Origin of the sequence: Micromonospora sp. NPDC049559, assembly GCF_040676675.1 — a bacterium.
In the GTDB taxonomy this organism is placed as follows: Bacteria; Actinomycetota; Actinomycetes; order Mycobacteriales; family Micromonosporaceae; genus JBFAPK01.
On sequence record NZ_JBFAPK010000048.1, the window covers coordinates 31,874 to 56,507 of the forward strand.

Here is a 24,634-nt window from a genome sequence, read left to right on the forward strand (position 1 = left end):
TGCCGTCGGGCGCCGGTGCCGCCGGTTCCCGGTGGTGCGGGTGCTCCGATGTCCCGCGAGGATTTCCGCCGGGCGGCGTGGCCTATCGCCGAACCATATGAAAGTAATTACCGAGAAGCAACGGTTGATCGACTGTCAGTTTCAACCAGGCCGGCGATGCCCAGTCCCGGCCGGTCCGGGAGCACGACGGTGCCGTTGTCGTACCCGATGCCGCCGCGCACCGGCGTCCAGGCCAGCCACCAGGCGGCGTCGAGGTCGGCCACGGCGCTGGTGCCGTACGCGGCGACCAGGCTCGCGGCCGCCCCCACGCCGACCTGGCTCTCCATCATCGACCCGACGAGCGTGCGCATCTCGTGCGCGGCGGCCAGCTCCAGCAGGGTACGGGCCGGGCCGATGCCGCCGCACTTGGCCAGCTTGACGTTGACCATGTCGGCCGCCCGGCGGCGGATCACCTCGACCAGGTCGCGCACCCCGAAGACCGCCTCGTCGGCGAGGACCGGCACGTCCACCCGGTCGCTGACCCAGGCGAGGCCGTCCAGGTCCCACCGGGGCACCGGCTGCTCGACCAACTCCACGTCCAGGCCGGCGTCCTCGATGCCGCGGATCACCCGGACCGCCTCGCGCGGGGTCCAGCCCTGGTTGGCGTCGAGCCGGATGCGTATCTGCGCGCCGACGGCGGCCCGGACCGCCCGGACCCGCGCCACGTCGCCGGCCGCGTCCGTACCGACCTTGAGTTTCAGCACGTCGAAGCCGTCGGCGACGCGCTGCTTCGCGATCGTGGCCAGGTCGACGGCGTCACCGGCGGAGAGGGTCACGTCGGTGGGCACCCGGGTCGCGGTGCCGCCGAGCAGGCGCACCAGGGGGACGCCGAGCCGCCGGGCGGCCAGGTCGTGCAGGGCCACGTCCACCGCCGCCTTGGCGGCCTCGTTGCCGGCGACCGCCGCCCGTACCTGGGCGCAGCGGGCCACCAGGTCGTCCGGGTCCCGCCCGACCAGCAGCGGGGCCAGCATCTCGGTCACGCAGGCGCGCGCCCCGGCGACCGAGGCGCCGGTGACCTGCCAGACCTGGGGCGCCTCGCCGAAACCGGAGCGGCCGTCGCCGTCCACTACCTCCACGATGAGCGTCTCCACGGTGGTGGTACGCCGCAGCGCGGTGACGAACGGGGTGTGCAGCGGCGCGGATACGGTGTGGGTGCGTACGGCGGCGATCGGCATGTGAGGCACCCTATCGGCAGTCGACCGTTACCCGGGAGGGCCGGATGTCGCAGCGGAACTGGGGGCTGGTGGGGGCGCCGAACGGGCGCGACCTGGGTGGTCTGGTCGGTGCCGGCGGGCGCCGGGTACGCGCGGGCGTGCTGCTGCGCAGCGGGGCCCTCGGCCGGCTCACCGACGAGGACCTGCCGCTGCTGGAGCGGTACGGGCTGGCGTGCGTGGTGGACCTGCGGCACGCCTCGGAGGTCGACGCCGCACCGCCGGACCGGCTGGCGGGTACGCCCCGGCGGGTGCACCTGCCCGTGTACGACCCGGCGCATCCGGTCTTCACGTACGTCTCGGCGGTGCTGCTCGGGCACGATCCGGGGGCGTTCCCGGCCCTGGCCGAGCAGGGGAGCCCGGCGGCGATGGCGGCGATCTACCGGTGGTTCGTCACGGGCGCGCCGGCGCGGGCGGGCTTCGCCGCCGCGGTGCGCCTGGCGGCGCGGCCGGAGAACCTGCCGATGCTGTTTCACTGCAGCGCCGGCAAGGACCGTACGGGCTGGTTGAGCGTGGTCCTGCTGACCGCGCTCGGGGTGGACGAGGCGGCGATCCGGGCCGACTACCTGTGTAGCAACGAGTTGACCGAGAGCCTCCAGGAGGTGATCCTGCGGGCGATGGTGGCCCGCCGCCCGGGCGTCGACGTCGAGGCGGTGCGGCCGGTGTTGCAGGTCCGCCCGGAGTACCTGGACGCGGCGTACGACGAGGTGGCCCGGGCGTACGGCTCGTTCGACCGGTACCTGCGCGACGGGCTGGGCCTGGACGAGCAGGTGCTGGCGGGGCTGCGGGCGAACCTGCTGCGCTGAGCGGGCCCGGGGCGCCGGGGAACCGACCGGGGCCCGCCGGGGGAGCGGTGGTCGCCGGCCCCAGGGGTCAGCGCGTGCCGGTGGGGGTGAGCGCGTGGCGGTCGGCCCAGATGGCCGCCGAGACGCGGGCGATGAGCTTGCAGGCGTCGTCCGGGTCGTCGCCGGTCGCGCCGCCGTCGGCCAGGTCGGTGCTGGTGCAGACGACCACCGCGTACGGGGGCGCGTCGTCGGGGAAGACCACGCCAGCGCCGTGGCGCACGCCGCGTACCCAGCCGTTCTTGTGGGCGATCCGGGTGCCCGGTGGGAGACCGGCGGCGAGGTCCTCGCGGTGTTCCTGGGCGAAGAGCACGTCGAGCATCGCCCGGCAGGTCTCGGGCGCCGCGATGGCCGCGCCGGCGGGCGACAGCGCAGCCCCGGGGTGCGGCGCGGCTCCCGAGTGCGGTGCGGCTCCGGGGCGTGCGGCTCCGGGGTGCGGCGCGGCGGTGGCCGGGGTCGTTGCCGGTGCGGCGTCGCGGGCGATCGCGCCGAGCAGGGCGGCCAGGTCGGCGGCGGTGACGAGGTTGTCGATGCCGGCGTCGCGGGCCGCGAAGTCCTCGATGCCGCGGCCGGTGACGCTGTGCCGGGCGCCGGCCAGCGCCCAGACGCGGGCGACGGCGGGAAGCCCGACGTGGGCGAGCACCACGTTGGTGGCGAGGTTGCTGGACCGGACGATCATCCGTTCGGCGAGCCAGCGCAGGGACGCCTTGCCGCCGACCCGCTCCCAGACGGCGTCGTCGTTGTCGTAGTTCTGGGCGCAGTGGAATCTCGGTACGCCGTGCTGGGCGGAGGCGAAGTCGTTGCGGACCGGTACGGGCGCGTCGAGGTCGAGGGTGCCGGCCTCGGCGGCCCGGTAGAGCGCGGCCAGCACCGCCACCTTCATGGTGCTGGCCGCGTAGTGGGTGGCGTCGGGTAGCCGGCGGTAGGCCGGGGCCCGGTCGAGTCGGCCGGCGTAGACCGAGATCGTGCCGGGTACCGCGGCGAGTTCGGCGTCGAGCCCCTCCCAGGTCATCCGCAGACCTTAGCCGGCGTGCTTGCGCCGCGCCGCGGCGCGGGCCCGGGAGGCCTGGTCGAGGATGACCTTGCGCAGCCGGATGGCGTTCGGCGTCACCTCGACGCACTCGTCCTCGCGGCAGAACTCCAGCGCCTGCTCCAGGGAGAGCTTGCGCGGCGGGATGAGCTTCTCGGTCTCCTCGGAGGTGGAGGAGCGCATGTTGGTGAGCTTCTTCTCCTTGGTGATGTTGACGTCCATGTCGTCGGAGCGGGAGTTCTCGCCGACCAGCATGCCCTCGTAGACCTCGGCGCCGGGCTCGACGAAGAGGGTGCCGCGCTCCTGGAGGTTCATCATGGCGAACGGGGTCACCACGCCGGCGCGGTCGGCGACCAGGGAGCCGTTGTTGCGGGTACGCAGCTCGCCGAACCACGGCTCGTAGGACTCGAAGACGTGGTGCAGGATGCCGGTGCCGCGGGTGTCGGTGAGGAACTCGGTCCGGAAGCCGATCAGGCCGCGGGCCGGGACGAGCCACTCCATCCGGATCCAGCCGGTGCCGTGGTTGACCAGGTGCTCCATCCGGCCCTTGCGGGTGGCCAGCAACTGGGTGATCGCCCCGAGGTACTCCTCGGGTGCGTCGATGGTGAGCCGCTCGACGGGCTCGCACACCTTGCCGTCGATCTCCCGGGTCACCACCTGCGGCTTGCCGACGGTCAGCTCGTAGGACTCGCGGCGCATCTGCTCGACCAGGATCGCCAGGGCCAGCTCGCCGCGGCCCTGCACCTCCCAGGCGTCCGGCCGGTCGGTCGGCAGTACCCGCAGCGAGACGTTGCCGACCAGCTCCTTGTCGAGGCGGTCCTTGACCATCCGGGCGGTGACCTTGGCGCCCTTGACCCGGCCGACCAGCGGCGAGGTGTTGGTACCGATGGTCATGGAGATCGCCGGCTCGTCGACGGTGATCAGCGGCAGCGGGCGCGGGTCCTCGACGTCGGCGAGCGTCTCGCCGATCATGATGTTGGGGATGCCGGCGACGGCGATGATGTCGCCGGGGCCGGCCTGCTGGGCGGGCTTGCGCTCCAGCCCCTCGGTCATCAGCAGCTCGGAGATGCGGACCCGCTCCGTGGTGCCGTCGGTGCGGCACCAGGCGACGGTCTCGCCCTTGCGGATGGTGCCCTGCCGGACCCGGCACAGGGCCAGCCGGCCGAGGAACGGGGAGGCGTCCAGGTTGGTGACGTGCGCCTGCAGCGGGGCGTCCTCGTCGTAGGCGGGCGGCGGGATGGTCTCCAGCAGGGTACGGAACAGCGGCTCCAGGGAGGTGCTGTCCTCCGGTACGGTGCCGTTGGCCGGCTGGGTCAGCGAGGCGATGCCGTCGCGGGCGCAGGCGTAGATGATCGGGAAGTCGATCTGCGTCTCGTCGGCGTCGAGGTCGAGGAAGAGCTCGTAGGTGTCGTCCACGACCTCCTTGATCCGGGCGTCCGGACGGTCCACCTTGTTGATCACCAGGATGATCGGCATCCGGGCCGCCAGCGCCTTGCGGAGCACGAAGCGCGTCTGCGGCAGTGGGCCCTCGCTCGCGTCCACCAGCAGGACCACCCCGTCGACCATGGTCAGGCCGCGCTCCACCTCGCCGCCGAAGTCGGCGTGGCCGGGGGTGTCGATGATGTTGATGGTGACCGGGTCGGAACCGTCGGCGGGCACGTACCGCACGCCGGTGTTCTTGGCGAGGATGGTGATGCCCTTTTCCCGTTCCAGGTCCATCGAGTCCATCACCCGGTCGGCCATCTCGGCGCGGGCGCTGAACGCGCCAGCCTGTCGCAACATGGCGTCGACCAGGGTCGTCTTGCCGTGGTCGACGTGGGCGATGATGGCGACGTTGCGGAGGTCGGCGCGGGTCTGCATGACTCCATCCTCCCGAATGCGGGCCCCCGGGTGCCCGTCGGGGTGGGCAGGATCTCCTCATCGACCCGATCCGGCCGGGTGACATGCTGGCAATGGTGTCTCGGGGGTCCAGGTGCACGTGTTGCTGACGGTGCTGGAGCAGCTGCCGGTGCCGCTGGTCTACCTGGTCGCGGCGGTGCTGGTCGCGGCGGAGACCGGGCTGCTCGTCGGCCTGCTGCTGCCGGGCGAGGCGACCCTGCTGCTGGTCGGGTTCCTCGCCTACGCCGGCACGCTGCGGCTCGGACCGGCGGTGGCCGTCATGATCGTCGCCGGGCTGGTCGGCGACGCGCTGGCGTTCCGCGGCGGCCGCAAGTACGGGCCCCGGCTGAGGGCCGGCGGCTGGGGCGCGCGGATCGGGGAGCAGCGGTGGCGCCGGGCCGACGCCATGCTCGGCCGGCTCGGCGGTCGCGGGGTGTGCGGGGCGAGGTTCGTGGCGTTCGCCCGTACGCTGGTGCCCCGGCTGGCCGGGGCGGCCGGCATGCCGTACCGGCGGTTCGCGCCGTGGAACCTGGTCGGCGTCATCGGCTGGGTCGGCGGCTCGGTCTGCGCCGGCTACCTGGCCGGGGAGTCCTACGAGACCGTCTCCGACCACCTGGGCGACGCCACCGGTGCGGTGCTGGTGTTGCTGCTGGCGGTCGTGGTGCTGGTGTTGGTCGGGCGCTGGCTGGGCCGCAACCCGGACCCGGTACGGGCCCTGCTGGCCCGCGCGGCCGCGCTGCCGCCCCTGGGCTGGCTGGGCCGCCGCTACGGCGCCCTGTTCCTGGCGGTGTCCCGGCGCATCGGTTCCAGCTGGACGTTACTGCTCAACCTCGTCGCCGGGGTGGCGCTGCTGTTCGTGCTCGGCCTCGGGCTGGCCTGGCTGCTCGGCGCGGTGGTACGCGGCAGCGGCCTGGCGGTGGTGGACGCGGTGGTCGCCGGCTGGCTCGCCGAACGGCGTACCGACGGGATGGTCGCGCTGGCCACGACCGCGACCAGCGTGCTGCGCGGGCCGTTCCTGATCCTGGCGGTGGCGGTGGTCGCGGCGGTGCTCGGCTGGCGCGGCGGGGCGTGGCGGGCCGACCTGGTGTCCGTCGTGGGCAGCGTCGGCGCCTTCGTACCGCTGGTGCTGCTGGTCGCGGTCGCCGAACTGACCCGCTCCGACGCGGCGGTACCGGCCCGCGCCGCCGCGCCGGCGATGCTCTTCCCGAGCCAGATCGCGGTGGTCACCGCCAGCCTCTGCACCCTCTCCTGGCTGCTGTCCCGGCGGGCGCCGTGGCCGCTGGCCGTGGCCAGCTGGACGGTGGCCGGCGTCGGGGTGCTCCTCGTCGGCGCCGCGCGGCTCTACCTGGGCTGGAGTTCGGCGAGCGAGGCGGTCAGCTCGGTGCTGCTCGGCGCGCTCTGGATCGCCGTGTTCATGGTCGCCTGGTCCACCCGGCGCCGGGCCGGTGCCGCCCCGGCCGGTGATCCGGCCGCCGACGCGGCGCCGCGTACCCTCGCAGCATGACGCGCAGCGGGCGCCGGGGCAGGTTGCTGCTGCTGGACCTGCTGCTCTGCGGCGGGGTCCTGCTGCTCACGCTCCCGTGGTGGTCGCCCGGGGTGTGGTGGTCATCCGCTCGACTCTCCTGACGGGTGGGGTGCCAGCGCGTCGAAGCTATGGCCGGGCGGGGCCCGTCCACGTCGGCGCGAAGCACTCGTCGGGCCGTAGTCCTCAGGTCGTACGGCGGGCCCGGGCGTGGACCCGCGGCGTACGACGACCCCCCGACGGCTCGCTACTCACCGTAGTTTCTGTCGGGTATTGGCCAGGTTGGCACGCCTCTGACCTGGACTTACGTCTTCTGCCGTGGCTACCGTTCTGTTATGGCCCGGCACGGCGCGGCAGGTTGGGAGCGCCCGGCTACGGCTGCCGGTGCCTGGAGTTTCGGGCGTCGATGCCCGCTCCGGACCGGAATTCCGGAGGGCTGACCATGCGATCTTTCCGGCCCTTACCCGCTCGCGTCGCGGACGCCAGGTTGTCCCGGCTGCTCCGTGCGCGGCGTACCCCGGCGCCGCAGCGCCGTCTCCGGCGGCGTGCCACGCCCGCCGCCGGACCACCACCTCCGGCGCGGCCCGCACCGCCGCCGGACGAGGAGGAGAACCCATGCCCGTCTTGACCGACCCGCGGTGGCGCCCCCCGCCGCGCCCCGCCACCCACGCCGAGTCCCCGCGCCCCGCCACCCGCCCCGGTCCCCGGTCATGACGACCGCCCCGGACAACCTGCTGGCCGTGCGCGACCTGCTGCTGGAGTACCTCGACATCGCGCCGGGCTCGCCGTCGAGCGACCTGACGCCCGCGGAGGTGGGCATCGTCGGCGACCCCGAGCACCGGGGCGGCTACCACTGTGGATCCGACCGGGTGACCTGGGACGACTACTCCGTCGACGAGTCGCCCCGGGACCGTTCGGGGTTGACGTTGTACGCCTCGGCGCTGGACACCGGCTGGTTCGAGGTACGCAGCCGTGGGGCGCTGCACAACCTGCGTACCTTCTCCGCCTGGTGCGTCGCGCAGTGCGCGGCGAACACGGCGGACAGTCGCGACCTGCGGGAGATCATCTACTCGGCGGACGGCCGGACCGTGCGGCGGTGGGACCGGCTGGGCCGGCGCTCGACCGGCGACTCGTCGCATCTGTGGCACACCCACTTCAGCTTCTTCCGGGACGCCACCAAGGCCGGCCGCGACCAGCGACCGCTCTTCCGGCGCTACCTGACCGAGATCGGCCTGCTGGCCAGTGAGGACGAGGACATGACCCCCGAGCAGGACCGGCGGTTGACCGCCATCGACACCCGGTTGTTCGCGCTCTTCCGCGGCGACACGAGCGTGACGCTGAAGGACGTCGCTACCGGCAACAACGTGGTCGAGCAGATCACCCCGAACATCCGGCTGACCGCGATCGAGCAGGCGCTCAAGGCGATCCCGGGCCTGACGGCCCAGGTCGCCGCGCTCTCCGGCAAGGACTTCACCGACGAGAACGCCATCGTCGCCGGGGTGCTGGCCGTGCTGACCCCGGCGGCCATCGCCGCGGCGATACCGCCCACCCTGGCGCGGCAGGTCGCCGACGAACTCGCCGCCCGGCTGGCCGAGTGAGCCGCGGCGGAAAGGAGATGCACCATGTCGTACGCGCCCGTGGAGACCAAGGTCAAGGTTGCCAGCGCCGCCGGCGCCGGCTCGGCCGGGATCCTGACCCCGTTCGTGGTCTGGGGCCTGGACCAGCTCTTCTATCACGGTGACGGTCAGCCGGACGTGCCGCTTCCGCTGGTCGGCCTCGTCGGCCTGATCGTCACCGGCGGCTGCACATTCGTCGGCGGCTGGTACGCCCGGCACACGCCCCGGCCGGCCGAGCCGCCCGACCAGGAGCCGCTGCGGCCGGGCCAGACGGGCCAGGCCCCCACCCCCGCCTGACCCCGCGTCCGCGTCCGCGCCCGCACCCGGGGCGCGGACGCCGGCGCGGACGCGGGTGGGTCAGCGGGCGACGAGGGTCATCTCGAAGGCGTACCGCTCGGCGATGTAGCAGTGCGAGCCGTACTCCACCGCGCGCCCGGCCGAGTCGTACGCGGTGCGGCGCATGGTGAGCACCGTGGTGCCGCGCGGCACCGCGAGCAGCTTCGCCTCCCGCCCGGTGGCCGGCCGGGCGGAAACCTCCTGGTTGGCCAGCTGCAACGTCACGCCCTGGCGGCGTAGCAGCTGGTAGAGCCCGTACCGGGCGAGCCCGTCGGCGTCCACGGTGACCAGCGCGGGGGGCAGGTGGTTGCGCATCAGCGCCAGCGGCTCCCCGTCGGCCCGGCGCAACCGCTCCACGGTGATCACCTCGTCCCCCTCCGGCAGCCCGAGCATCGTCGCGACCTGGGCGTCCGCGGGTTCGCGCCGCAGCGCGAGCACCTCGGTGGTGGGGCGGCGGCCGGCGCTGGAGAGGTCGTCGTAGAGGCTGGTCAGGGCGAGCGGGCGGCGTACCGGCCGGGCCACCACCACCGTGCCGAGCCCGCGCCGGCGCACCACCAGGCCCTGGCGGACCAGGGTCTCGATCGCCTTGCGCAGGGTGGGGCGGCTGACCGCCAGCTGCTCGGCCAGCTCGATCTCGTTGTCCAGCCGCGCCCCGGCGGGCAGCGTGCCGGCCGAGATCGCCTGCTCCAACTGCTGGGCGATCTGGAAGTAGAGCGGCATGGGACTGTCCCGGTCGATCACCAGCCCGTCGAGCGGGACCTTCTCGGCGCGCTCACTCGCGAGTACCACGGCGTCATCGTACGGCATGAGCTGATGTAACTATGTCTTGACAAAGTTTCACGCCCGGCGGAGGGTAGCGGTAACCCGGCCGCGACCGACCGGACGCGCGGCCGAACCCTTACGGGAGGCAGAACAGGTGCGTATCGGACTCGCCGGCGTGGGTCGTATCGGCGCCCTCCACGCCGAGACCCTGAGCCGACTCGACCAGGTGGAGTCGCTGGTACTCGCCGACGCGTACCCCGGACGGGCCGCCGCGCTGGCCGCCCAACTGGGCGCCGAGGCGGTCGAGACCCCGGCGGCGCTCTTCGACGCGGGCCTGGACGGGCTGGTCGTCGCCGCCGCCACCGAGGTACACCCGGCCCTGATCCTGGCCGCCGTCGACGCGGGCCTGCCGGTCTTCTGCGAGAAGCCGGTGGCTATCGACATCGCCGGCACGCTCGCCGTGCTCGACCGGGTGGAGCGCGCGCGGGCCGACGTGCACATCGGCTTCCAGCGCCGGTTCGACCCGGGCTTCGCGCTGGCCCGCGAGGCGGTCCAGAGTGGACGGCTCGGCTGGGTGCACACGCTGCGCGCCGGCACGCTCGATCCCGCCCCACCGCCGGCCGAGTACATTCCCACCTCCGGCGGCCTGTTCCGCGACTGCAGCGTGCACGACTTCGACGCGATCCGCTGGGTGACCGGGCGGGAAGTGGTCGAGGTCTACGCCGTCGGGGCCAACCGCGGCGAGGAGTTCTTCCGCGCCGCCGGTGACGTGGACACCGGCGCCGCGCTGCTCACCCTCGACGACGACACCATCGGCCTGGTCTCCGGCACCCGCTACAACGCCGCCGGGTACGACGTGCGGCTGGAGATCCTCGGCGCCAAGGACAGCATCGCCGTCGGGCTCGACGACCGGCTGCCGCTGCGTTCGGCCGAACCGGGCGTCAGCTGGCCCGGCGGTACGCCGTACCCGCGGTTCATGGAGCGGTTCCACGGCGCGTACGTGGCCGAGCTGGCCGCCTTCACGGACCTGGTCGCCGGCCGGATCGCCTCGCCCTGCACGGTCCGCGACGCGCTGGAGGCGAGCTACGTCGCCGAGGCGTGCGAGCTGTCGCGGCGCGAGCACCGCCCGGTCGCGCTCGCCGAGGTGCGGGTCGCATGAGCGGATCGCGTGTGGCCGGTGCGCCGATCTCGTGGGGCGTCTGCGAGGTGCCCGGCTGGGGTTACCAACTGCCCGCGTCCCGGGTGCTGGCCGAGATGGCGGAGCTGGGCCTGGCGGCGACCGAGTTCGGCCCGGACGGCTTCCTGCCCGAGGACCCCGCCGAGCTGGCCGAGCTGCTCGCCTCGGCCGGGCTGCGGCCGGTCGGCGGCTTCGTCCCGGCCGTACTGCACGATCCGGGCCACGACCCGCTGCCGGCGCTGCGGGAGACCGCCCGCCGCTTCGCCGCCGCCGGGGCGGACACGCTGGTGCTGGCCGCCGAGAGCGGCGTGGCCGGCTACGACCGGCGGCCCGTGCTCGACGGGCCGGGCTGGCGGGCGCTGCTCGGCAACCTCGCGGCCGCCGCGGAGATCGCCGCCGGGCACGGCCTCACCGCGGCGCTGCACCCGCACGTCGGCACGATGGTCGAGCGGACCGGCGAGGTGGAGCGGGTGCTCGCCGACAGCGAGATCCCGTTCTGCCTGGACACCGGTCACCTGCTCATCGGCGGCGTCGACCCGGCGGACCTCGCCGCCCGCGCCCCGGGGCGGATCGCCCACGTGCACCTCAAGGACGTGGACGCGGGCCTGGCCGAGCGGGTACGCGTCGGCCGGCTGGGCTACAGCACGGCCGTACGCCAAGGGCTGTACCGCCCGCTGGGTAGCGGCGACGTGCCGATCGCGGCGATCGTGCGCGGCCTGGAGCGGGCCGGCTACCGCGGTTGGTACGTGCTGGAGCAGGACACCGTGCTGGACGCCGCCCCGCGCGACGAGGGACCGGTCGCGGACGTGCGGGCCAGCCTCGACCACCTGCGGAGGCTGCTGTGACCGGGGCGGGCGGCCGGTCCGGCCCGGGCACCACCGGCCGGGATCCGGTGCCGGCCTCGGCGCCGGCCGAGGGCGACCCGCCGGTACGGCTCGACGTGCTCACCATGGGGCGGGTCGGGGTCGACCTGTACCCGCTGCAGACCGGGGTGAGCCTGGACCGGGTGACCAGCTTCGGGAGGTTCCTCGGCGGCAGCGCCACCAACGTGGCGGTCGCCGCGGCCCGGCACGGCCGGCGCAGCGCGGTGATCACCCGTACCGGCGCGGACCCGTTCGGCCGGTTCGTCCACGCCGCACTGAGGGAACTCGGCGTGGACGACCGGTACGTGGCCGCCGTGCCGGAGCTGCCCACCCCGATCACCTTCTGCGAGATCTTCCCGCCGGACGACTTCCCGCTCTGGTTCTACCGCTGGCCGAAGGCGCCGGACCTGCAGATCCACCCCGAGGAGCTGGACGGCGCGGCCATCGCCGGCGCCGGCGTCTTCTGGGCCACCGTCACCGGGCTCTCCGCCGAGCCCAGCCGGGCCGCGCACCACCGGGCGTGGCGGCTGCGGGACCGCCGGCCACTGACCGTGCTGGACCTGGACTACCGGCCGATGTTCTGGCCGTCGCGCCAGGAGGCGCGCGCGGCGGTACGGGCGGCCCTGCCCGGCGTCACCGTCGCCGTCGGCAACCTCGACGAGTGCGAGACGGCGGTGGGCGAGCGGGACCCGATCGCCGCGGCCGACGCCCTGCTCGCCGCGGGCGTGGAGCTGGCCGTGGTGAAACAGGGCCCGAAGGGGGTGCTGGGGCGGACCCGTACGGAGACCGTCGAGGTGCCGCCCACGCCGGTACGGGTGGTCAACGGCCTGGGCGCGGGCGACGGCTTCGGCGGCGCGCTCTGCCACGGCCTGCTCGCCGGCTGGCCGCTGGAACGGGTGCTGCGCTTCGCCAACGCCGCCGGTGCGATCGTGGCGTCCCGGCTGGAGTGCTCCACCGCGATGCCGACCACGGCCGAGGTCGAGGCGCTGCTGCGGGAGGTGGGGCATGCGGACTGAACGGTACGAGCGGCTGCGCGAGCTGCGCGCGCACCAGCCCGAGGCGATCGCCGCCGCGGCGGCCCGGCGCCGGCGTCGCCCGCTGCTCGGCGGCTCCGGCCGGCTGATGCTGGTCGCGGCCGACCACCCGGCGCGCGGCGCGCTCGGGGTACGCGGCCGTCCCGGCGCCATGGCCGACCGCTACGACCTGCTCGACCGGCTGCGTACCGCGCTGGCCCGCCCCGGCGTGGACGGGGTGCTCGCCACCCCGGACATCCTGGAGGACCTGCTCCTGCTGGACTGTCTCGACGACAAGGTGGTGATCGGCTCGATGAACCGCGGCGGGCTGCACGGCGCGGTCTTCGAGCTGGACGACCGGTTCACCGCCTACGACGCGGCCACCATCGCCGGGATGGGGCTGGACGGGGGCAAGATGCTCTGCCGGATCGACCTGGCCGACCCGGACACGGCCGCCACGCTGCAGTCCTGCGGGCGGGCGATCGGCGAGCTGGCCCGGCACCGGCTGATGGCGATGATCGAACCGTTCCTGAGCGGCCGGGTCGACGGGCGGCTGCGCAACGATCTCACGGTCGAGGGCGTGGTCCGCTCGGTCGCGATCGCCCAGGGGCTCGCGCCGACCTCGGCGTACACCTGGCTGAAGCTGCCGGTGGTCGACGGGATGGAGCAGGTGATGGCGGCGACGACGCTGCCGACGCTGCTGCTCGGTGGCGACCCGTCGGCCGCGCCGGAGGAGACGTACGCGGCCTGGGGCAAGGCGCTGGCCCTGCCGGGCGTACGGGGGCTGGTGGTCGGCCGGGCCCTGCTCTATCCGCCGGACGACGACGTGGCCGCCGCGGTGGACACCGCCGTGAGCCTGGTGCACGACGCGACGACGCCGCACGAGCGGCCCGGACACTGAGGGGAGAGGCATGCAGGAGCGCTGGTACCGGCCGGCCGGCAGCACCGCCGACGGACCGTGGTCGACGGTGCTGGACCCGGCGGGGGCCGGCTGGTCCTACTCCGGGCTGCGCGTGCTCGACCTGGCCCCCGGCGCGACCCAGGTCTTCGAGACCGGCCCCGACGAGGTGATCGTGCTGCCGCTGGCCGGCTCGGCGGTGCTGCGCTGCGAGGGGCGGACGCTGGAGCTGGCCGGCCGGGCGGACGTCTTCGCGGCCGTCAGCGACTTCGGCTACCTGCCGCCGGGCGTGCGCGCCGAGCTGCACAGCCCGGCCGGCGGCCGGTACGCGCTGCCGGCGGCGCGGGCCCGGCGACGCTTCGACGTGCGGTACGGGCCGGCCGAGGCGGTCGCGGTCGAGCTGCGCGGGGCCGGCTCGTGCAGCCGGCAGGTGAACAACTTCGCCACCCCGGAGACGTTCGCCACCGACCGGCTGATCGCCTGCGAGGTGCTCACCCCGGGCGGCAACTGGTCGTCGTACCCGCCGCACAAGCACGACGAGGAGCGCCCCGGCGAGGCCGTCCTGGAGGAGATCTACTACTTCGAGGTGAGCGCCGGGCCGACCGGTACGCCCGGCCTCGGCTACCAGCGCGTCTACGGCGGCGACCCGGACCGGCCGATCGACGTGCTGGCCGAGGTGCGCTCGGGCGACACGGTGCTGGTCCCGTACGGCTGGCACGGGCCGTCCATCGCCGCCCCCGGGCACGACCTCTACTACCTGAACGTGATGGCCGGCCCCGCCGCCGAGCGGGCCTGGCTGATCAGCGACGACCCGGACCACGCCTGGGTCCGGGACACCTGGGCCGACCAGCCGATCGACCCGCGACTCCCGCTGACCCCGCTCCCGACCCGGAGGCTTCCATGAGCAACACCGTCCGGCTCACCGTCGCCCAGGCGTTGGTACGGTTCCTGGCCGCCCAGCACACCGAACGCGACGGCGTGCGGCACCGGCTCTTCGACGGCTGCTTCGGCATCTTCGGCCACGGCAACGTCGCCGGCCTCGGGCAGGCGCTGCTCCAGGCCGAGCTGGAGTCCCCGGGCCGGCTGCGGTACCTGCAGGCCCGCAACGAGCAGTCGATGGTGCACGCCGCCGTCGGCTACGCCCGGATGCGCAACCGGCTCACCACCCTCGCGTGTACGTCGTCCATCGGCCCGGGCGCGACCAACATGGTCACCGGTGCGGCGCTGGCGACCATCAACCGGCTGCCGGTGCTGCTGCTGCCCGGCGACATCTTCGCCACCCGGGTCGCCAGCCCGGTGTTGCAGGAGCTGGAGGACCCGCGCGGCCACGACATCTCGGTCAACGACTGCTTCCGGCCGGTGTCGCGCTTCTTCGACCGGGTCAACCGGCCCGAGCAGCTGCCCAGCGCCCTGCTCGGCGCGGTGCGGGTGCTCACCGACCCGGCCGAGACGGGCGCGGTCACCCTGGCGCTGCCGCAGGACGTGCAGGCCGAGGCGTACGACTGGCCGGTGGAGCTGTTCGCCGCGCGGACCTGGCACGTGCCGCGGCCGGTGCCCGAGCCCGCGGCGCTGGCCCGGGCCGTCGAGGTGCTGCGCGCCGCCCGCCGGCCGCTGCTGGTCGCCGGCGGCGGGGTGGTCTACTCGGAGGCCACCGCGGCGCTGCGCGCCTTCGCCGAGGCGACCGGCGTGCCGGTGGCGGTGACCCAGGCCGGCAAGGGCGCGCTGCCGTACGACCACCCGCTCTGCGTCGGCGCGGTCGGCGCCACGGGCACCACGGCCGCGAACGAGCTGGCCCGCGAGGCGGACGTGGTGCTCGGCGTCGGCACCCGGTACAGCGACTTCACCACCGCCTCCCGCAGCGTCTTCGCCGACCCGGGGGTGCGGTTCGTCAACGTCAACGTGGCCGCCTTCGACGCCGCGAAGCAGTCGGCGGTGGCGCTGGTCGCCGACGCGCGGGCCGCGCTGGAGGCGCTGACCGGGGCGCTGGCCGGCTGGTCGACCGCGCCGGAGTACCGCCAGCGGGCGCGGCGGCTCGCCGACGAGTGGGACGAGGTGGTGGAGCGGGCGTACACGCTCGGGCACGAGCCGCTGCCCGCGCAGAGCGAGGTGCTCGGCGCGGTGCAGGCGGTGGCGGCCGACCGGGACGTGGTGGTCTGCGCGGCCGGGTCGATGCCCGGCGACCTGCACCGGCTCTGGCGGGTCCGCGACCCGCGCGGCTACCACGTCGAGTACGGCTACTCCTGTATGGGCTACGAGATCGCCGGCGGGCTCGGGGTGAAGCTGGCCGAGCCGGACCGGGAGGTCTTCGTCCTGGTCGGCGACGGGTCGTACCTGATGATGGCGCAGGAACTGGTCACCGCCGTACAGGAGGGAATCAAGCTGATCGTGGTGCTGGTGCAGAACCACGGCTTCGCCTCGATCGGCGCGCTGTCGGAGTCGCTGGGCGGGCAGCGGTTCGGCACCGCCTACCGCTACCGCGACCCGGGCAGCGGCCGGCTCGACGGCGACGTGCTGCCGGTGGACCTGGCCGCCAACGCGGAGAGCCTCGGCGCCGAGGTGGTCCGGGTGCGGGGCGTGGCCGAGCTGCGCACCGCCCTGATCAAGGCGCGGGAGGCGGCCCGGACCACGGTGGTGCACGTGGAGACGGACCCGCTGGTACCGGGACCGGACGCGGGCGCCTGGTGGGACGTACCGGTGGCGGAGGTGGCCACCGTCGACAGCACGGTGGCGGCGCGCCGGGAGTACGAGCGGCACAAGCGGACGCAGCGGGCGTACCTGCGTCCTTCGGCGGAGGGGGAGACGGCGTGACGCGCACGGTCGAGCACTGGATCGAGGGGCGGTACACCGCCGGCACGGGCGGGCGCCGGGCGCCGGTCTGGAACCCGGCCACCGGCGCCGTGCAGGCGGAGGTCGCGCTGGCCGGGCCGCAGGACGTGGCGCTCGCCGTCGCCGCGGCCGCGAAGGCGTACGACTCGTGGCGCGAGGTGTCCCTGTCGCGGCGTACCGCGGTCATGTTCGCCTACCGGGACCTGCTGCACCGGCGGATGGACGCGCTCGCCGAGGTGATCAGCGACGAGCACGGCAAGGTGCTCGCCGACGCCCGGGGCGAGGTGCAGCGGGGCCTGGAGGTGGTGGAGTTCGCCTGCGGCATCCCGCACCTGCTCAAGGGCGGCTACTCCGACCAGGTCTCCGGCGGAATCGACTCGTTCTCGTTCCGCCAGCCGCTCGGGGTGGTCGCCGGGATCACCCCGTTCAACTTCCCGGCGATGGTGCCGCTCTGGATGCACCCGATCGCCATCGCCTGCGGCAACGCGTTCCTGCTGAAGCCGAGCGAGCGGGATCCGTCGGCGGCGAACCTGCTGGCCGAGCTGTACGCCGAGGCGGGCCTGCCGGGCGGGGTCTTCAACGTGGTGCACGGCGACCGGGTCGCGGTGGACGCCATCCTCGACCATCCGGACGTGGCGGCGGTGTCGTTCGTCGGCTCGACGCCGGTGGCCCGGTACGTGCACGAGCGGGCGTCGGCGGCCGGCAAGCGGGTGCAGGCGCTGGGCGGGGCGAAGAACCACGCGGTGGTGCTCCCCGACGCGGACCTGGACCACGCGGCGGACCAGCTCGTGGCGGCCGGGTACGGCTCGGCCGGGCAGCGCTGCATGGCGATCTCCGCGGTGGTGGCGGTCGGCGGGGCCGGCGACGAGCTGGTGGAGCGGCTGCGGGTACGCGCCGAGCGGATCCGCCTCGGCCCGGGCCGCGCGCCGGAGGCGGAGATGGGGCCGGTGGTGACCCGCGAGGCCCGGGACCGGATCGTCGGGTACGTCGAGCGGGGCGTGGCGGCCGGCGCGACCGCCGTGGTCGACGGCCGGCACGCGGTGGTGGCCGGCCACGACGAGGGCTTCTTCGTCGGTCCGTGCCTGCTGGACCGGGTCACCCCCGAGATGGCGGTCTACACCGACGAGATCTTCGGTCCGGTGCTGGTGGTGCTCCGCGCCGAAACGCTGGACGAGGCGATCGAACTGGTCAACGCGAACCCGTACGGCAACGGCACGGCGATCTTCACCTCGGACGGGGCGGCGGCGCGGCGCTTCCAGCGCGCCGTGACGGTGGGCATGATCGGGGTGAACGTACCGATTCCGGTGCCGATGGCCTACTACTCGTTCGGCGGCTGGAAGGCGTCGCTGTTCGGTGACACACATGTGCACGGGCCGGAGGGCGTGGCCTTCTACACCCGGGCGAAGGTGGTCACGAGCCGCTGGCCACACCCGGCGCGCCCCGCTGACCACCAGATACATCTAAACTTCCCCACCGCCGTGTAACCGCGGCGTTGCCCCGCCGTCGCCCGCGCGTCGGCACAACTTCTCGGGAGGCACCCATGCTTGCCCACCCGCGCCGGTTGGCGGCGGTCCTCGCCCTGGGACTCGCCCTGACCGGTTGCAGCAACGAACTGGACGCCGGGGTCGCCGGCCAGCAGCCGAAACCGGCCGAGCAGGCCCAGCAGGGCCCGAAACCCGGCGAACTCGCCTTCGCCGTGGTGACCCACGGGCAGGCCGGGGACGCCTTCTGGGACGTCGTGAAGAACGGCGCCGAGCAGGCGGGCAAGGACTACCACGTCAAGGTCAGCTACCAGAGCAGCGGCGACCCGCAAACCCAGTCGCAGCTCATCGACGCCGCGGTGAACCAGAAGGTCAACGGGCTGGTGGTGTCGATGGCCAACCCGGACGCGCTGCAGGCGTCGGTCCGCAACGCGGTCAGCCGGGGCATCCCCGTGATCACGATCAACTCGGGGCAGGAGCGGTCGGCGGCGTTCGGCGCGCTCACCCACGTCGGGCAGGACGAGCGGGTGGCCGGGCGCGGGGCGGGCGCCAAGCTCAAGGAGGCGGGGGTCGGCAAGCTGCTCTGCGTCGTCCACGAGGCCGGCAACATCGGTCTGGAGCAGCGCTGCCAGGGCGCGGCCGAGGGACTCGGCGGCAGCACCGAGAACCTCCAGGTCGACCAGAACAACATCCAGGCGGCCCAGTCGACCATCCAGGCGAAGCTGCAGGCCGACCCGTCGATCAACGGCGTGCTGGCGTTGCAGCCGGCGGTCGGCGTGGTGGCGGCGCGGGCCGCCGCCGCGGCCGGGTCGTCGGCGAAGGTGGCGACCTTCGACCTGAACGCCGACGTGATCGACCAGATCGAGCAGGGTAGGTTGCTCTTCGCCGTCGACCAGCAGCAGTACCTGCAGGGTTACCTGCCGGTGCAGTTCCTCTACCTGTACGCCACCAACGCCAACTCGGTCGGCGGGGGCCAGCCGGTGCTGACCGGTCCGGGCTTCGTCACCAAGGAGAACGCGGCGCGGGTACGCGAACTGACCGCCCGCGGGACGCGGTAGGAGGAGGGCTCACATGACGACGACCACCGCACCACCCACCGCACCCCGGGCCGACGAGCGGGTGGCCGGCGGCGGCCTGCTCCGCCGCTTCCTGATCCGCCCCGAGATCGGCGCCCTGATCGGCGCGATCGTGGTCTTCATCTTCTTCGCCAGCCAGTCGGCCGTGTTCCGGTCGGTGCCGGGCTTCGCGAACTGGCTGGACCCGGCCTCGACGCTGGGGATCATGGCGATCGCCGTGGCGCTGCTCATGATCGGCGGCGAGTTCGACCTGTCGGCCGGCGTGCTGACCGGCACCACCGGCCTGATCACCGCGATCCTCGCCACCCAGTACGGCTGGAACGTCTGGCTGGCCCTGGCCGTGTCGCTGGCCGCGGCGCTGCTGGTCGGCTTCCTCAACGGCTACCTGGTGGTCCGCACCGGGCTGCCCAGCTTCATCATCACCCTCGGCACCTTCCTCGGGCTGCAGGGCCTCAACCTCGGCGTGACCAAGGCGATCACCGGTACGGTCCAGGTCGGCGGCCTGCAGAACGCGGACGGCTTCAGCGGGGCCCACTGGGTCTTCGCCTCGTCGGTGGTGGTCGGCGACACGCACTTCAAGGTCTCCATCGTCTGGTGGATCGTGCTCGCCGCCCTCGCCACGTACGTGCTGCTGCGGACCCGGTTCGGCAACTGGGTCTTCGCGGCCGGCGGCGACCCGGTGGCCGCCCGCAACGTCGGGGTGCCGGCCGCCCGGACCAAGATCCTGCTCTTCATGACGGTCTCGGCGGCGGCCTGGCTGGTCGGCTCGATGTCGGTGCTGCGGCTGACCAGCGTGCAGGCCAATGCCGGGTTCGGCCAGGAGTTGATCTACATCGTGGCGGCCGTGATCGGCGGTTGCCTGCTCACCGGCGGGTACGGTTCGGCGGTGGGGGCCGCGCTCGGCGCGCTCATCTTCGGGATGACCGCGCAGGGCATCGTCTATCTCGGCTGGGACGCCGACTGGTTCAAGCTCTTCCTCGGCGCCATGCTGCTGCTGGCCGTCTTCGCCAACCGGGCCGTACGCAGCTACGCCGAGCAGAGCCGGAGGTGAGGACGGCCATGACCGACAACTCCGCCCCGCTGCTGGAACTGCGCGGCATCTCGAAGTTCTTCGGCGGCGTCATCTCGCTCAAGGACATCTCCACCAGCGTGCGCCCGGGCGAGGTGACCTGCGTGCTCGGCGACAACGGCGCCGGCAAGTCCACGCTGATCAAGACCCTGGCCGGGGTGCACCAGCCGGACGAGGGCCAACTGCTGATCGACGGCGAGCCGGTCCGGTTGCAGGGCCCGCGCGACGCGCTCGACCGGGGCATCGCCACCGTGTACCAGGACCTCGCGATGATCCCGCTGCTCTCGGTCTGGCGGAACTTCCACCTCGGCTGCGAGCCGACCAGGGGTTGGGGCCCGTTCCGCCGCTTCGACGTGGCGGGGGCCCGGGAGACGACCCGGCGGGAACTGGCCGCCATGGGCATCGACATCCGCGACCCGGACCAGCCGGTCGGTACGCTCTCCGGCGGCGAGCGGCAGTCGGTGGCGATCGCCCGCGCGGTCTACCTCGGCGCGCGGGTACTGATCCTCGACGAGCCCACCTCGGCGCTGGGCGTACGCCAGGCCGGTCAGGTGCTGCGGTACATCGTGCAGGCCCGGGACCGGGGCGTCGGGGTCGTCTTCATCACCCACAACCCGCACCACGCGTACCCGGTGGGGGACCGGTTCCTGCTGCTCAAGCGCGGTCGCAGCCTCGGCGACTTCGGCCGCGACGAGATCGAGCTGGCCGAGTTGGTGCGGCTGATGGCCGGCGGCGCGGAGCTGGAGGAGCTCGGCCACGAGCTGGAACGCGACGGCGGCGACCGGTCCGTGCTGCGCGCCGCCGCCGAGCTGGAGGCGCAGATCCGGTCGCTGGGCGGGACCTCGCCGGAACCGGAACCGGAGCCGGGGACGGGGGCAGGGGCGGAGACGGCAGCGACGTCCCCGGCCACCGGCGCCGCGCCCGGTACGACGCCCGTGGCGCCGCGGCAGCGTACGGAGAACTGAGCCGGCCCGGTCTCCGCTGACCGGTGCGGCAGGCGGGTGCGGGCAGATCGGGTGCCCGCACCCGGACCGGCGCGCGCCGGTCCGGGTGCGGGCACGGTCGAGGAATGGAGTGGTCGGATCCGATGACGGTGCGAGCCGAGGTCCCCGCGCCGCCGCTGCGGGGCCCGTTCGTCGGTGTCAGCGCGATCGTGGTACGCGACGGCGCGGTCCTGCTCGGTCTCCGCCGGGGCGCGCACGGGGCCGGTACCTGGTCATTCCCCGGCGGGAAGGTCGACACCGGCGAGGATCCGGCGGTCACGGCGGCCCGGGAACTGCGGGAGGAGACGGGTCTGGCGGCGGTACGGGTGACGCCGGTCGGCTGGACCAGCGACCTCTTCCCCGAGGCCGGCCTGCACTACGTCACGCTGCATTTTCTGGTCGAGGCGGTGGGCGAGCCGGTCGTGCGCGAACCCGAGAAGGCGCGCGAGTGGTCCTGGCATGGCTTCGACGCGCTGCCCGCCCCGTTGTTCACCCCGGTCGCCGCGCTCCTCGACAGCGGGTGGCGGCCGGACGGGGTACCGCGGGAGCCGCTGCCTGGCTGACACCTCCGTTCTCGGCCGCCTCTGTTTTCGGCCGCCTCCGTGCTCGGCTCGGCCGGGTACGCGGAGGTGGCCGAACCTTTAACAACAACTATTGCACAAGAGCTGTTGCGCAACAGCTCTTGTGGATGACACGGTGTCCGCATGGAGAACGAGAACGTACGCGCGGTCACCGACTCGCGGGTACTCGCCGCGGTGTCCCACCCGCTGCGCCGCCGGATGATGGACGCGCTCAAGGTGTACGGGCCGTCGACCGCCAGCCAGCTCGCCGAGCGGACCGGACAGGCCGTCGGCAACATCAGTCACCACCTCAAGGTGCTGGCCGCCTCCGAACTCGTCACCGAGGCCCCCGAACTGGCCCGCGACCGGCGCGAACGCTGGTGGCGGCTGGTCTCGCCCGGACTGCGCTGGGCCACCCGGGACTTCAAGGACGACCCGGCCGCGCTCGCGGTGGCGAACGCCGCCGCCTCGCTCAACCTCGACCGGCACATGAGCATCGCCCGCGCCTGGCACGCGGCCAGTGACGCCGAGCACGACGCCTGGGGCGGGTCCGCCTTCTCCATGGACCGCTGGCTCCGCCTCACCCCGGACGAGTTGGCCCAGCTCGAACGGGAACTCAACGAACTGCTCGCCCGGTGGGGCAGCCGGGACCTGCCCGAGGACGGGCGGACCCGGGAGCCGGTCTTCCTGTTCGCCTACGGCGTACCGGCGCAGCCGTGACCGGCCTCGGCGTCGCCGCCCCGGCGGCCACCGAGGCCCGGCGCCGCCGCGGCGGCCTCTGGTGGCACCGCGACTTCCGGCTGCTCTGGATCGGCCAGACCACCAGCAAGTTCGGCAGCAGCGTCACCAACATCGCGCTGCCGCTGATCGCCGTCGCCACCCTGCACGCGAGCACGTTCCAGGTGGCGCTGTTGACCGCCGCGTCCTGGCTGCCCTGGCTCTTCGTCGGCCTGCCGGCCGGCGCGTGGGTGGACCGGCTGCCCCGCCGGCCGGTGATGATCACCTGTGACCTGCTCTGCCTGCTGCTCTTCGTCAGTGTGCCGGTCGCCGCCTGGTTCGGCGTGCTCACCATCGGCCAGCTGCTCGCGGTCGCCCTCGGCGCCGGCACGGCCAGCGTCTTCTTCCAGACCGCGTACCAGGTGTACCTGCCGTCCCTGCTGGACCGCTCCGAGCTGCCCGAGGGGAACGCGAAGGTGGCCGGTACCGAGTCCGCGGCGCAGCTGGCCGGACCGGGCCTCGCCGGCCTGATCGCCCAGCTCGCCGGCGCGGTCAACGCGTTGCTCGTCGACGCCGTGAGCTTCGGCGTCTCGGCGCTCTGCCTGCTGCGCATCCGCAAACCGGAGCCGCGCCCGGAGCGGCGGCGGCCCGAGAGCACGCTGCGCGCCGAGATCGGCGCCGGCGTACGCTTCGTCGCCCGGGACCCGTACCTGCTGGTGCTCACCGTCTTCGGCGCGGTGAGCAACATCGGCCTGATGGGCTACCAGGCGATCCTGGTCGTCTTCCTGGTCCGCGAGGTCGGCGTCGGTCCCGGCGTCGTCGGTCTGCTCGTCGCCGGCACCAGCGTCGGCGGGATCATCGGAGCCTCGGTCAGCACCGCCCTGGCCCGGCGCTTCGGCACCGCCCGCACGCTCGTCTACGCCGAGCTGTTCGCGGCGCCGTTCGGGCTGCTGATCCCGCTCACCGGCCCCGGACCGCGACTGGCGCTGATGGTCGTCGGCGGCGTGGCGATCTCGGCCGGCGTCGCCATCGGCAACGTGGTCAAGAGCAGCTTCCGGCAGACGTACCCGCCACCGCGGCTGCTCGGCCGGGTCACGGTGAGCATGCAGCTGCTCAACTACGGCACGATCCCGCTCGGCGCGCTGCTCGGCGGTGCGCTCGGTACCGCCCTGGGGCTGCGGGACGCCATGTGGGTCATCACCGCCGGGCTGGCGCTGACCGGCCTGATCCTGCTCGTCGGCCCGCTCAGCCGCAGCCGGGATCTGCCGGCCGGTCCGGCGCCGCGGTGACCGCGCCGGCCGGACCGGCGCATCCGGGCCGGAACCCCCGACCGCGCGGTCAGAGCGTCCGTACGTTGCCCGCCTGTGGGCCCTTCTGTCCCTGGGTCACCTCGAACTCGACCTTCTGCCCCTCGTTGAGTTCCCGGTAGCCGCTGGAGGCTATCGCCGAGTAGTGGACGAAGACGTCCGGTCCGCCGCCGTCCTGCTCGATGAAGCCGAAGCCCTTCTCCGAGTTGAACCATTTCACTGTGCCGGTTGCCATGCATTTTCTCCTCGACCGGTACGGGCGGAAGCCATGACCTTCCGGCTGGGTACACCGGGGTCGCCCGTACGTCACCGACAGTAGCGGTTTCCGCTGTGGGACGCGGGGTGAAGCGGGCGGGCGCGTCCGCCGAAAACGTCCCCCGGCGCGGCGGCTTTTCGGCGATGCTTGCCCGATGACGAGGTTTGCCCGGTGCCCGGCGCGGACGGCCACGGTCCCGACCGGCCGGCGTACCGCGCCGGGGGATCGGTAGCGTGCGGGCGTGAGCGAAGAGACCATGGTCGGTTTCGGCTACAAGCAGGCGTGGCTGGCGGTACGGGGGACCGACGCGACCACCATCATCAGCACCCTGGGGCTGCGGGACCTGGGGCCCGCCTCCTGGCGTACCGGCATCGACCTGGCGTACCTGACCGACGACCGGCTGGTGCTGACCCCACCGCTGACCGACGCGCGCGGGGTGGACTGGCTGCTGGTCGCGGGCCGGTGGCTGCTGCGCCCGGGGACCCCGGTCGACGTACGCGGGCTCTCGGCCAAGCTCAACACCGAGGTGCAGTTCTTCACCAGCTACCGGGTCGACGAACTGCACCACTGGGAGCGGGCCGTGGACGGGGTGCTGGTACGGGCGTTCGAGTTCGTCGGCGAGACCGGTCAGGTGACCACCTGGCGGGGCGACCCCGACGAGGCCGAACGCGCGATCGGGCTGCCGGCAGAGCCGGACGAGAAGATCGACATCCTCGTCTCCGAGCACGACGTCATGCGGATCGCCGGCGCCTGGAGCGTCGATCCGATCGCGCTGGACGGTCGGGCGGCCCCGGGCCCGCTCCGGGTCGCCGCCGCCGGCTGACCACCCGTACCGCCGGCCGCCCGGTCCCGTCGGCTGACCACCGGTCCCGTCGGCTGACCGGTCCGGGCGTCAGGCGAGGTCGGGGACGGTCAGCACGTGCAGCGTGCCGTCCGGCAGGGCCGCCGCGTCCGCCGCGAAGATGCTGCCGTTACGGTCGACGTTCGCCGCGCCGCCCCAGGCGCCGCCGGCGGCGCGGGTGCGGTCCCAGAGACCCGTGCCCGGATCGAGCGTGAGGACGTGCAGGGTGCCGTCGGGCAGTCCCGCCGCCGACACCGCGATGACGAAGCCGTTGTCGTCGATGTTGGTCGAGTCGGTCCAGGTGCCGGTGGTGGTGCGGGTGCGGTCCCAG

The 24,634-nt window shown here is 73.8% G+C and carries 24 protein-coding genes and 1 pseudogene; 19 read left to right on the forward strand and 6 right to left on the reverse strand.

Going from position 1 to position 24,634, the window contains the following annotated elements:
• Positions 1-107 precede the first annotated feature (107 nt).
• A complete protein-coding gene (locus AB0J86_RS34325) occupies positions 108-1,214 on the reverse strand; it encodes a dipeptide epimerase (protein WP_363861864.1) in 1,107 nt (368 codons plus the stop codon).
• A 44-nt stretch (positions 1,215-1,258) separates the two neighbouring features.
• Between AB0J86_RS34325 and AB0J86_RS34330 the strand changes: the two genes are divergently transcribed.
• Entirely contained in the window at positions 1,259-2,056 is a 798-nt protein-coding gene (locus tag AB0J86_RS34330) for a tyrosine-protein phosphatase (protein ID WP_363861865.1), read from the forward strand.
• 67 nt (positions 2,057-2,123) lie between these two features.
• On the opposite strand, the gene AB0J86_RS34335 is transcribed toward AB0J86_RS34330, so the two are convergent.
• Both AB0J86_RS34335 and typA read right to left on the reverse strand, forming a co-directional pair.
• Positions 2,124-3,104, reverse strand: coding sequence for a serine hydrolase (locus AB0J86_RS34335; RefSeq protein ID WP_363861866.1), 981 nt, complete (start codon positions 3,102-3,104; stop codon positions 2,124-2,126).
• Positions 3,105-3,113: 9 nt separating this feature from the next.
• Positions 3,114-4,982 (reverse strand): translational GTPase TypA, encoded by a 1,869-nt coding sequence (gene typA, locus AB0J86_RS34340; protein ID WP_363861867.1) that lies wholly within the window; start codon positions 4,980-4,982, stop codon positions 3,114-3,116.
• A 112-nt stretch (positions 4,983-5,094) separates the two neighbouring features.
• Here typA and AB0J86_RS34345 point away from each other — a divergent pair, with 112 nt between their 5' ends.
• The 4 genes from AB0J86_RS34345 to AB0J86_RS34360 all read left to right on the forward strand — a co-directional run bounded on the left by AB0J86_RS34345 (position 5,095) and on the right by AB0J86_RS34360 (position 8,435).
• Complete coding sequence (locus AB0J86_RS34345; RefSeq protein WP_363861868.1) at positions 5,095-6,504, forward strand: DedA family protein; 1,410 nt, start codon at positions 5,095-5,097, stop codon at positions 6,502-6,504.
• Positions 6,501-6,626, forward strand: a complete 126-nt coding sequence (locus AB0J86_RS34350; RefSeq protein WP_363861869.1) for a hypothetical protein — start codon at positions 6,501-6,503, stop codon at positions 6,624-6,626. Before AB0J86_RS34345 ends, AB0J86_RS34350 begins: the two co-directional genes overlap by 4 nt.
• Positions 6,627-7,232: 606 nt before the next feature.
• A complete protein-coding gene (locus tag AB0J86_RS34355; RefSeq protein WP_363861870.1) occupies positions 7,233-8,120 on the forward strand; it encodes a hypothetical protein in 888 nt (295 codons plus the stop codon).
• Positions 8,121-8,144: 24 nt separating this feature from the next.
• Positions 8,145-8,435, forward strand: a complete 291-nt coding sequence (locus AB0J86_RS34360) for a hypothetical protein (protein ID WP_363861871.1) — start codon at positions 8,145-8,147, stop codon at positions 8,433-8,435.
• Positions 8,436-8,495: 60 nt separating this feature from the next.
• On the opposite strand, the gene AB0J86_RS34365 is transcribed toward AB0J86_RS34360, so the two are convergent.
• Positions 8,496-9,263 (reverse strand): GntR family transcriptional regulator, encoded by a 768-nt coding sequence (locus AB0J86_RS34365; protein WP_363861872.1) that lies wholly within the window; start codon positions 9,261-9,263, stop codon positions 8,496-8,498.
• 127 nt (positions 9,264-9,390) lie between these two features.
• Here AB0J86_RS34365 and AB0J86_RS34370 point away from each other — a divergent pair, with 127 nt between their 5' ends.
• The 13 genes from AB0J86_RS34370 to AB0J86_RS34430 all read left to right on the forward strand — a co-directional run bounded on the left by AB0J86_RS34370 (position 9,391) and on the right by AB0J86_RS34430 (position 23,188).
• A complete protein-coding gene (locus AB0J86_RS34370; protein WP_363861873.1) occupies positions 9,391-10,395 on the forward strand; it encodes a Gfo/Idh/MocA family oxidoreductase in 1,005 nt (334 codons plus the stop codon).
• Positions 10,392-11,258, forward strand: coding sequence for a TIM barrel protein (locus AB0J86_RS34375; RefSeq protein ID WP_363861874.1), 867 nt, complete (start codon positions 10,392-10,394; stop codon positions 11,256-11,258). Before AB0J86_RS34370 ends, AB0J86_RS34375 begins: the two co-directional genes overlap by 4 nt.
• A complete protein-coding gene (iolC, locus tag AB0J86_RS34380) occupies positions 11,255-12,292 on the forward strand; it encodes a 5-dehydro-2-deoxygluconokinase (protein WP_363861875.1) in 1,038 nt (345 codons plus the stop codon). The genes AB0J86_RS34375 and iolC overlap by 4 nt, the downstream gene beginning before the upstream one ends.
• A complete protein-coding gene (locus tag AB0J86_RS34385; protein ID WP_363861876.1) occupies positions 12,282-13,190 on the forward strand; it encodes an aldolase in 909 nt (302 codons plus the stop codon). The genes iolC and AB0J86_RS34385 overlap by 11 nt, the downstream gene beginning before the upstream one ends.
• Positions 13,191-13,200: 10 nt before the next feature.
• Positions 13,201-14,091: a 5-deoxy-glucuronate isomerase gene (gene iolB / locus AB0J86_RS34390; protein WP_363861877.1), complete on the forward strand. Its 891-nt coding sequence runs from the start codon at positions 13,201-13,203 to the stop codon at positions 14,089-14,091.
• Positions 14,088-15,995, forward strand: coding sequence for a 3D-(3,5/4)-trihydroxycyclohexane-1,2-dione acylhydrolase (decyclizing) (iolD, locus tag AB0J86_RS34395; RefSeq protein ID WP_363861878.1), 1,908 nt, complete (start codon positions 14,088-14,090; stop codon positions 15,993-15,995). Before iolB ends, iolD begins: the two co-directional genes overlap by 4 nt.
• Positions 15,992-17,497 (forward strand): CoA-acylating methylmalonate-semialdehyde dehydrogenase, encoded by a 1,506-nt coding sequence (locus AB0J86_RS34400; protein WP_363861879.1) that lies wholly within the window; start codon positions 15,992-15,994, stop codon positions 17,495-17,497. Before iolD ends, AB0J86_RS34400 begins: the two co-directional genes overlap by 4 nt.
• 56 nt (positions 17,498-17,553) lie before the next feature.
• Positions 17,554-18,552, forward strand: a complete 999-nt coding sequence (locus AB0J86_RS34405; RefSeq protein WP_363861880.1) for a sugar ABC transporter substrate-binding protein — start codon at positions 17,554-17,556, stop codon at positions 18,550-18,552.
• A gap of 13 nt (positions 18,553-18,565) precedes the next feature.
• Positions 18,566-19,621: an ABC transporter permease gene (locus tag AB0J86_RS34410; RefSeq protein ID WP_363861881.1), complete on the forward strand. Its 1,056-nt coding sequence runs from the start codon at positions 18,566-18,568 to the stop codon at positions 19,619-19,621.
• Positions 19,622-19,629: 8 nt separating this feature from the next.
• A complete protein-coding gene (locus tag AB0J86_RS34415) occupies positions 19,630-20,604 on the forward strand; it encodes an ATP-binding cassette domain-containing protein (protein ID WP_363861882.1) in 975 nt (324 codons plus the stop codon).
• A gap of 122 nt (positions 20,605-20,726) precedes the next feature.
• On the forward strand, positions 20,727-21,185 hold the full coding sequence (locus tag AB0J86_RS34420; protein ID WP_363861883.1) for an NUDIX domain-containing protein: 459 nt from the start codon (positions 20,727-20,729) through the stop codon (positions 21,183-21,185).
• Positions 21,186-21,326: 141 nt separating this feature from the next.
• On the forward strand, positions 21,327-21,902 hold the full coding sequence (locus AB0J86_RS34425) for a helix-turn-helix domain-containing protein (RefSeq protein WP_363861884.1): 576 nt from the start codon (positions 21,327-21,329) through the stop codon (positions 21,900-21,902).
• Positions 21,899-23,188 (forward strand): MFS transporter, encoded by a 1,290-nt coding sequence (locus AB0J86_RS34430; protein ID WP_363861885.1) that lies wholly within the window; start codon positions 21,899-21,901, stop codon positions 23,186-23,188. Before AB0J86_RS34425 ends, AB0J86_RS34430 begins: the two co-directional genes overlap by 4 nt.
• A gap of 49 nt (positions 23,189-23,237) precedes the next feature.
• Here the strand turns inward: AB0J86_RS34430 and AB0J86_RS34435 are convergent, their stop codons facing one another.
• Positions 23,238-23,441, reverse strand: a complete 204-nt coding sequence (locus AB0J86_RS34435) for a cold-shock protein (RefSeq protein ID WP_363861886.1) — start codon at positions 23,439-23,441, stop codon at positions 23,238-23,240.
• Between the two features lie 262 nt (positions 23,442-23,703).
• On the opposite strand from AB0J86_RS34435, the gene AB0J86_RS34440 reads away from it, so the two are divergent.
• The gene (locus AB0J86_RS34440) at positions 23,704-24,285 is read left to right on the forward strand and encodes a hypothetical protein (RefSeq protein ID WP_363861887.1); all 582 of its coding nucleotides are present in this window, start codon (positions 23,704-23,706) and stop codon (positions 24,283-24,285) included.
• A gap of 69 nt (positions 24,286-24,354) precedes the next feature.
• Here AB0J86_RS34440 and AB0J86_RS34445 read toward each other — a convergent pair.
• Positions 24,355-24,634: pseudogene (locus tag AB0J86_RS34445) on the reverse strand (peptidase S1); the annotation flags it as partial.

Coding starts and splice junctions, on each gene's coding strand:
- AB0J86_RS34325 (WP_363861864.1), bottom strand. CDS start 1,214: ATGCCGATCGCCGCCGTACGCACCCACACCGTATCCGCGCCGCTGCAC.
- AB0J86_RS34330 (WP_363861865.1), top strand. CDS start 1,259: ATGTCGCAGCGGAACTGGGGGCTGGTGGGGGCGCCGAACGGGCGCGAC.
- AB0J86_RS34335 (WP_363861866.1), bottom strand. CDS start 3,104: ATGACCTGGGAGGGGCTCGACGCCGAACTCGCCGCGGTACCCGGCACG.
- typA (WP_363861867.1), bottom strand. CDS start 4,982: ATGCAGACCCGCGCCGACCTCCGCAACGTCGCCATCATCGCCCACGTC.
- AB0J86_RS34350 (WP_363861869.1), top strand. CDS start 6,501: ATGACGCGCAGCGGGCGCCGGGGCAGGTTGCTGCTGCTGGACCTGCTG.
- AB0J86_RS34355 (WP_363861870.1), top strand. CDS start 7,233: ATGACGACCGCCCCGGACAACCTGCTGGCCGTGCGCGACCTGCTGCTG.
- AB0J86_RS34360 (WP_363861871.1), top strand. CDS start 8,145: ATGTCGTACGCGCCCGTGGAGACCAAGGTCAAGGTTGCCAGCGCCGCC.
- AB0J86_RS34375 (WP_363861874.1), top strand. CDS start 10,392: ATGAGCGGATCGCGTGTGGCCGGTGCGCCGATCTCGTGGGGCGTCTGC.
- AB0J86_RS34385 (WP_363861876.1), top strand. CDS start 12,282: ATGCGGACTGAACGGTACGAGCGGCTGCGCGAGCTGCGCGCGCACCAG.
- iolB (WP_363861877.1), top strand. CDS start 13,201: ATGCAGGAGCGCTGGTACCGGCCGGCCGGCAGCACCGCCGACGGACCG.
- iolD (WP_363861878.1), top strand. CDS start 14,088: ATGAGCAACACCGTCCGGCTCACCGTCGCCCAGGCGTTGGTACGGTTC.
- AB0J86_RS34405 (WP_363861880.1), top strand. CDS start 17,554: ATGCTTGCCCACCCGCGCCGGTTGGCGGCGGTCCTCGCCCTGGGACTC.
- AB0J86_RS34410 (WP_363861881.1), top strand. CDS start 18,566: ATGACGACGACCACCGCACCACCCACCGCACCCCGGGCCGACGAGCGG.
- AB0J86_RS34415 (WP_363861882.1), top strand. CDS start 19,630: ATGACCGACAACTCCGCCCCGCTGCTGGAACTGCGCGGCATCTCGAAG.
- AB0J86_RS34420 (WP_363861883.1), top strand. CDS start 20,727: ATGACGGTGCGAGCCGAGGTCCCCGCGCCGCCGCTGCGGGGCCCGTTC.
- AB0J86_RS34425 (WP_363861884.1), top strand. CDS start 21,327: ATGGAGAACGAGAACGTACGCGCGGTCACCGACTCGCGGGTACTCGCC.
- AB0J86_RS34435 (WP_363861886.1), bottom strand. CDS start 23,441: ATGGCAACCGGCACAGTGAAATGGTTCAACTCGGAGAAGGGCTTCGGC.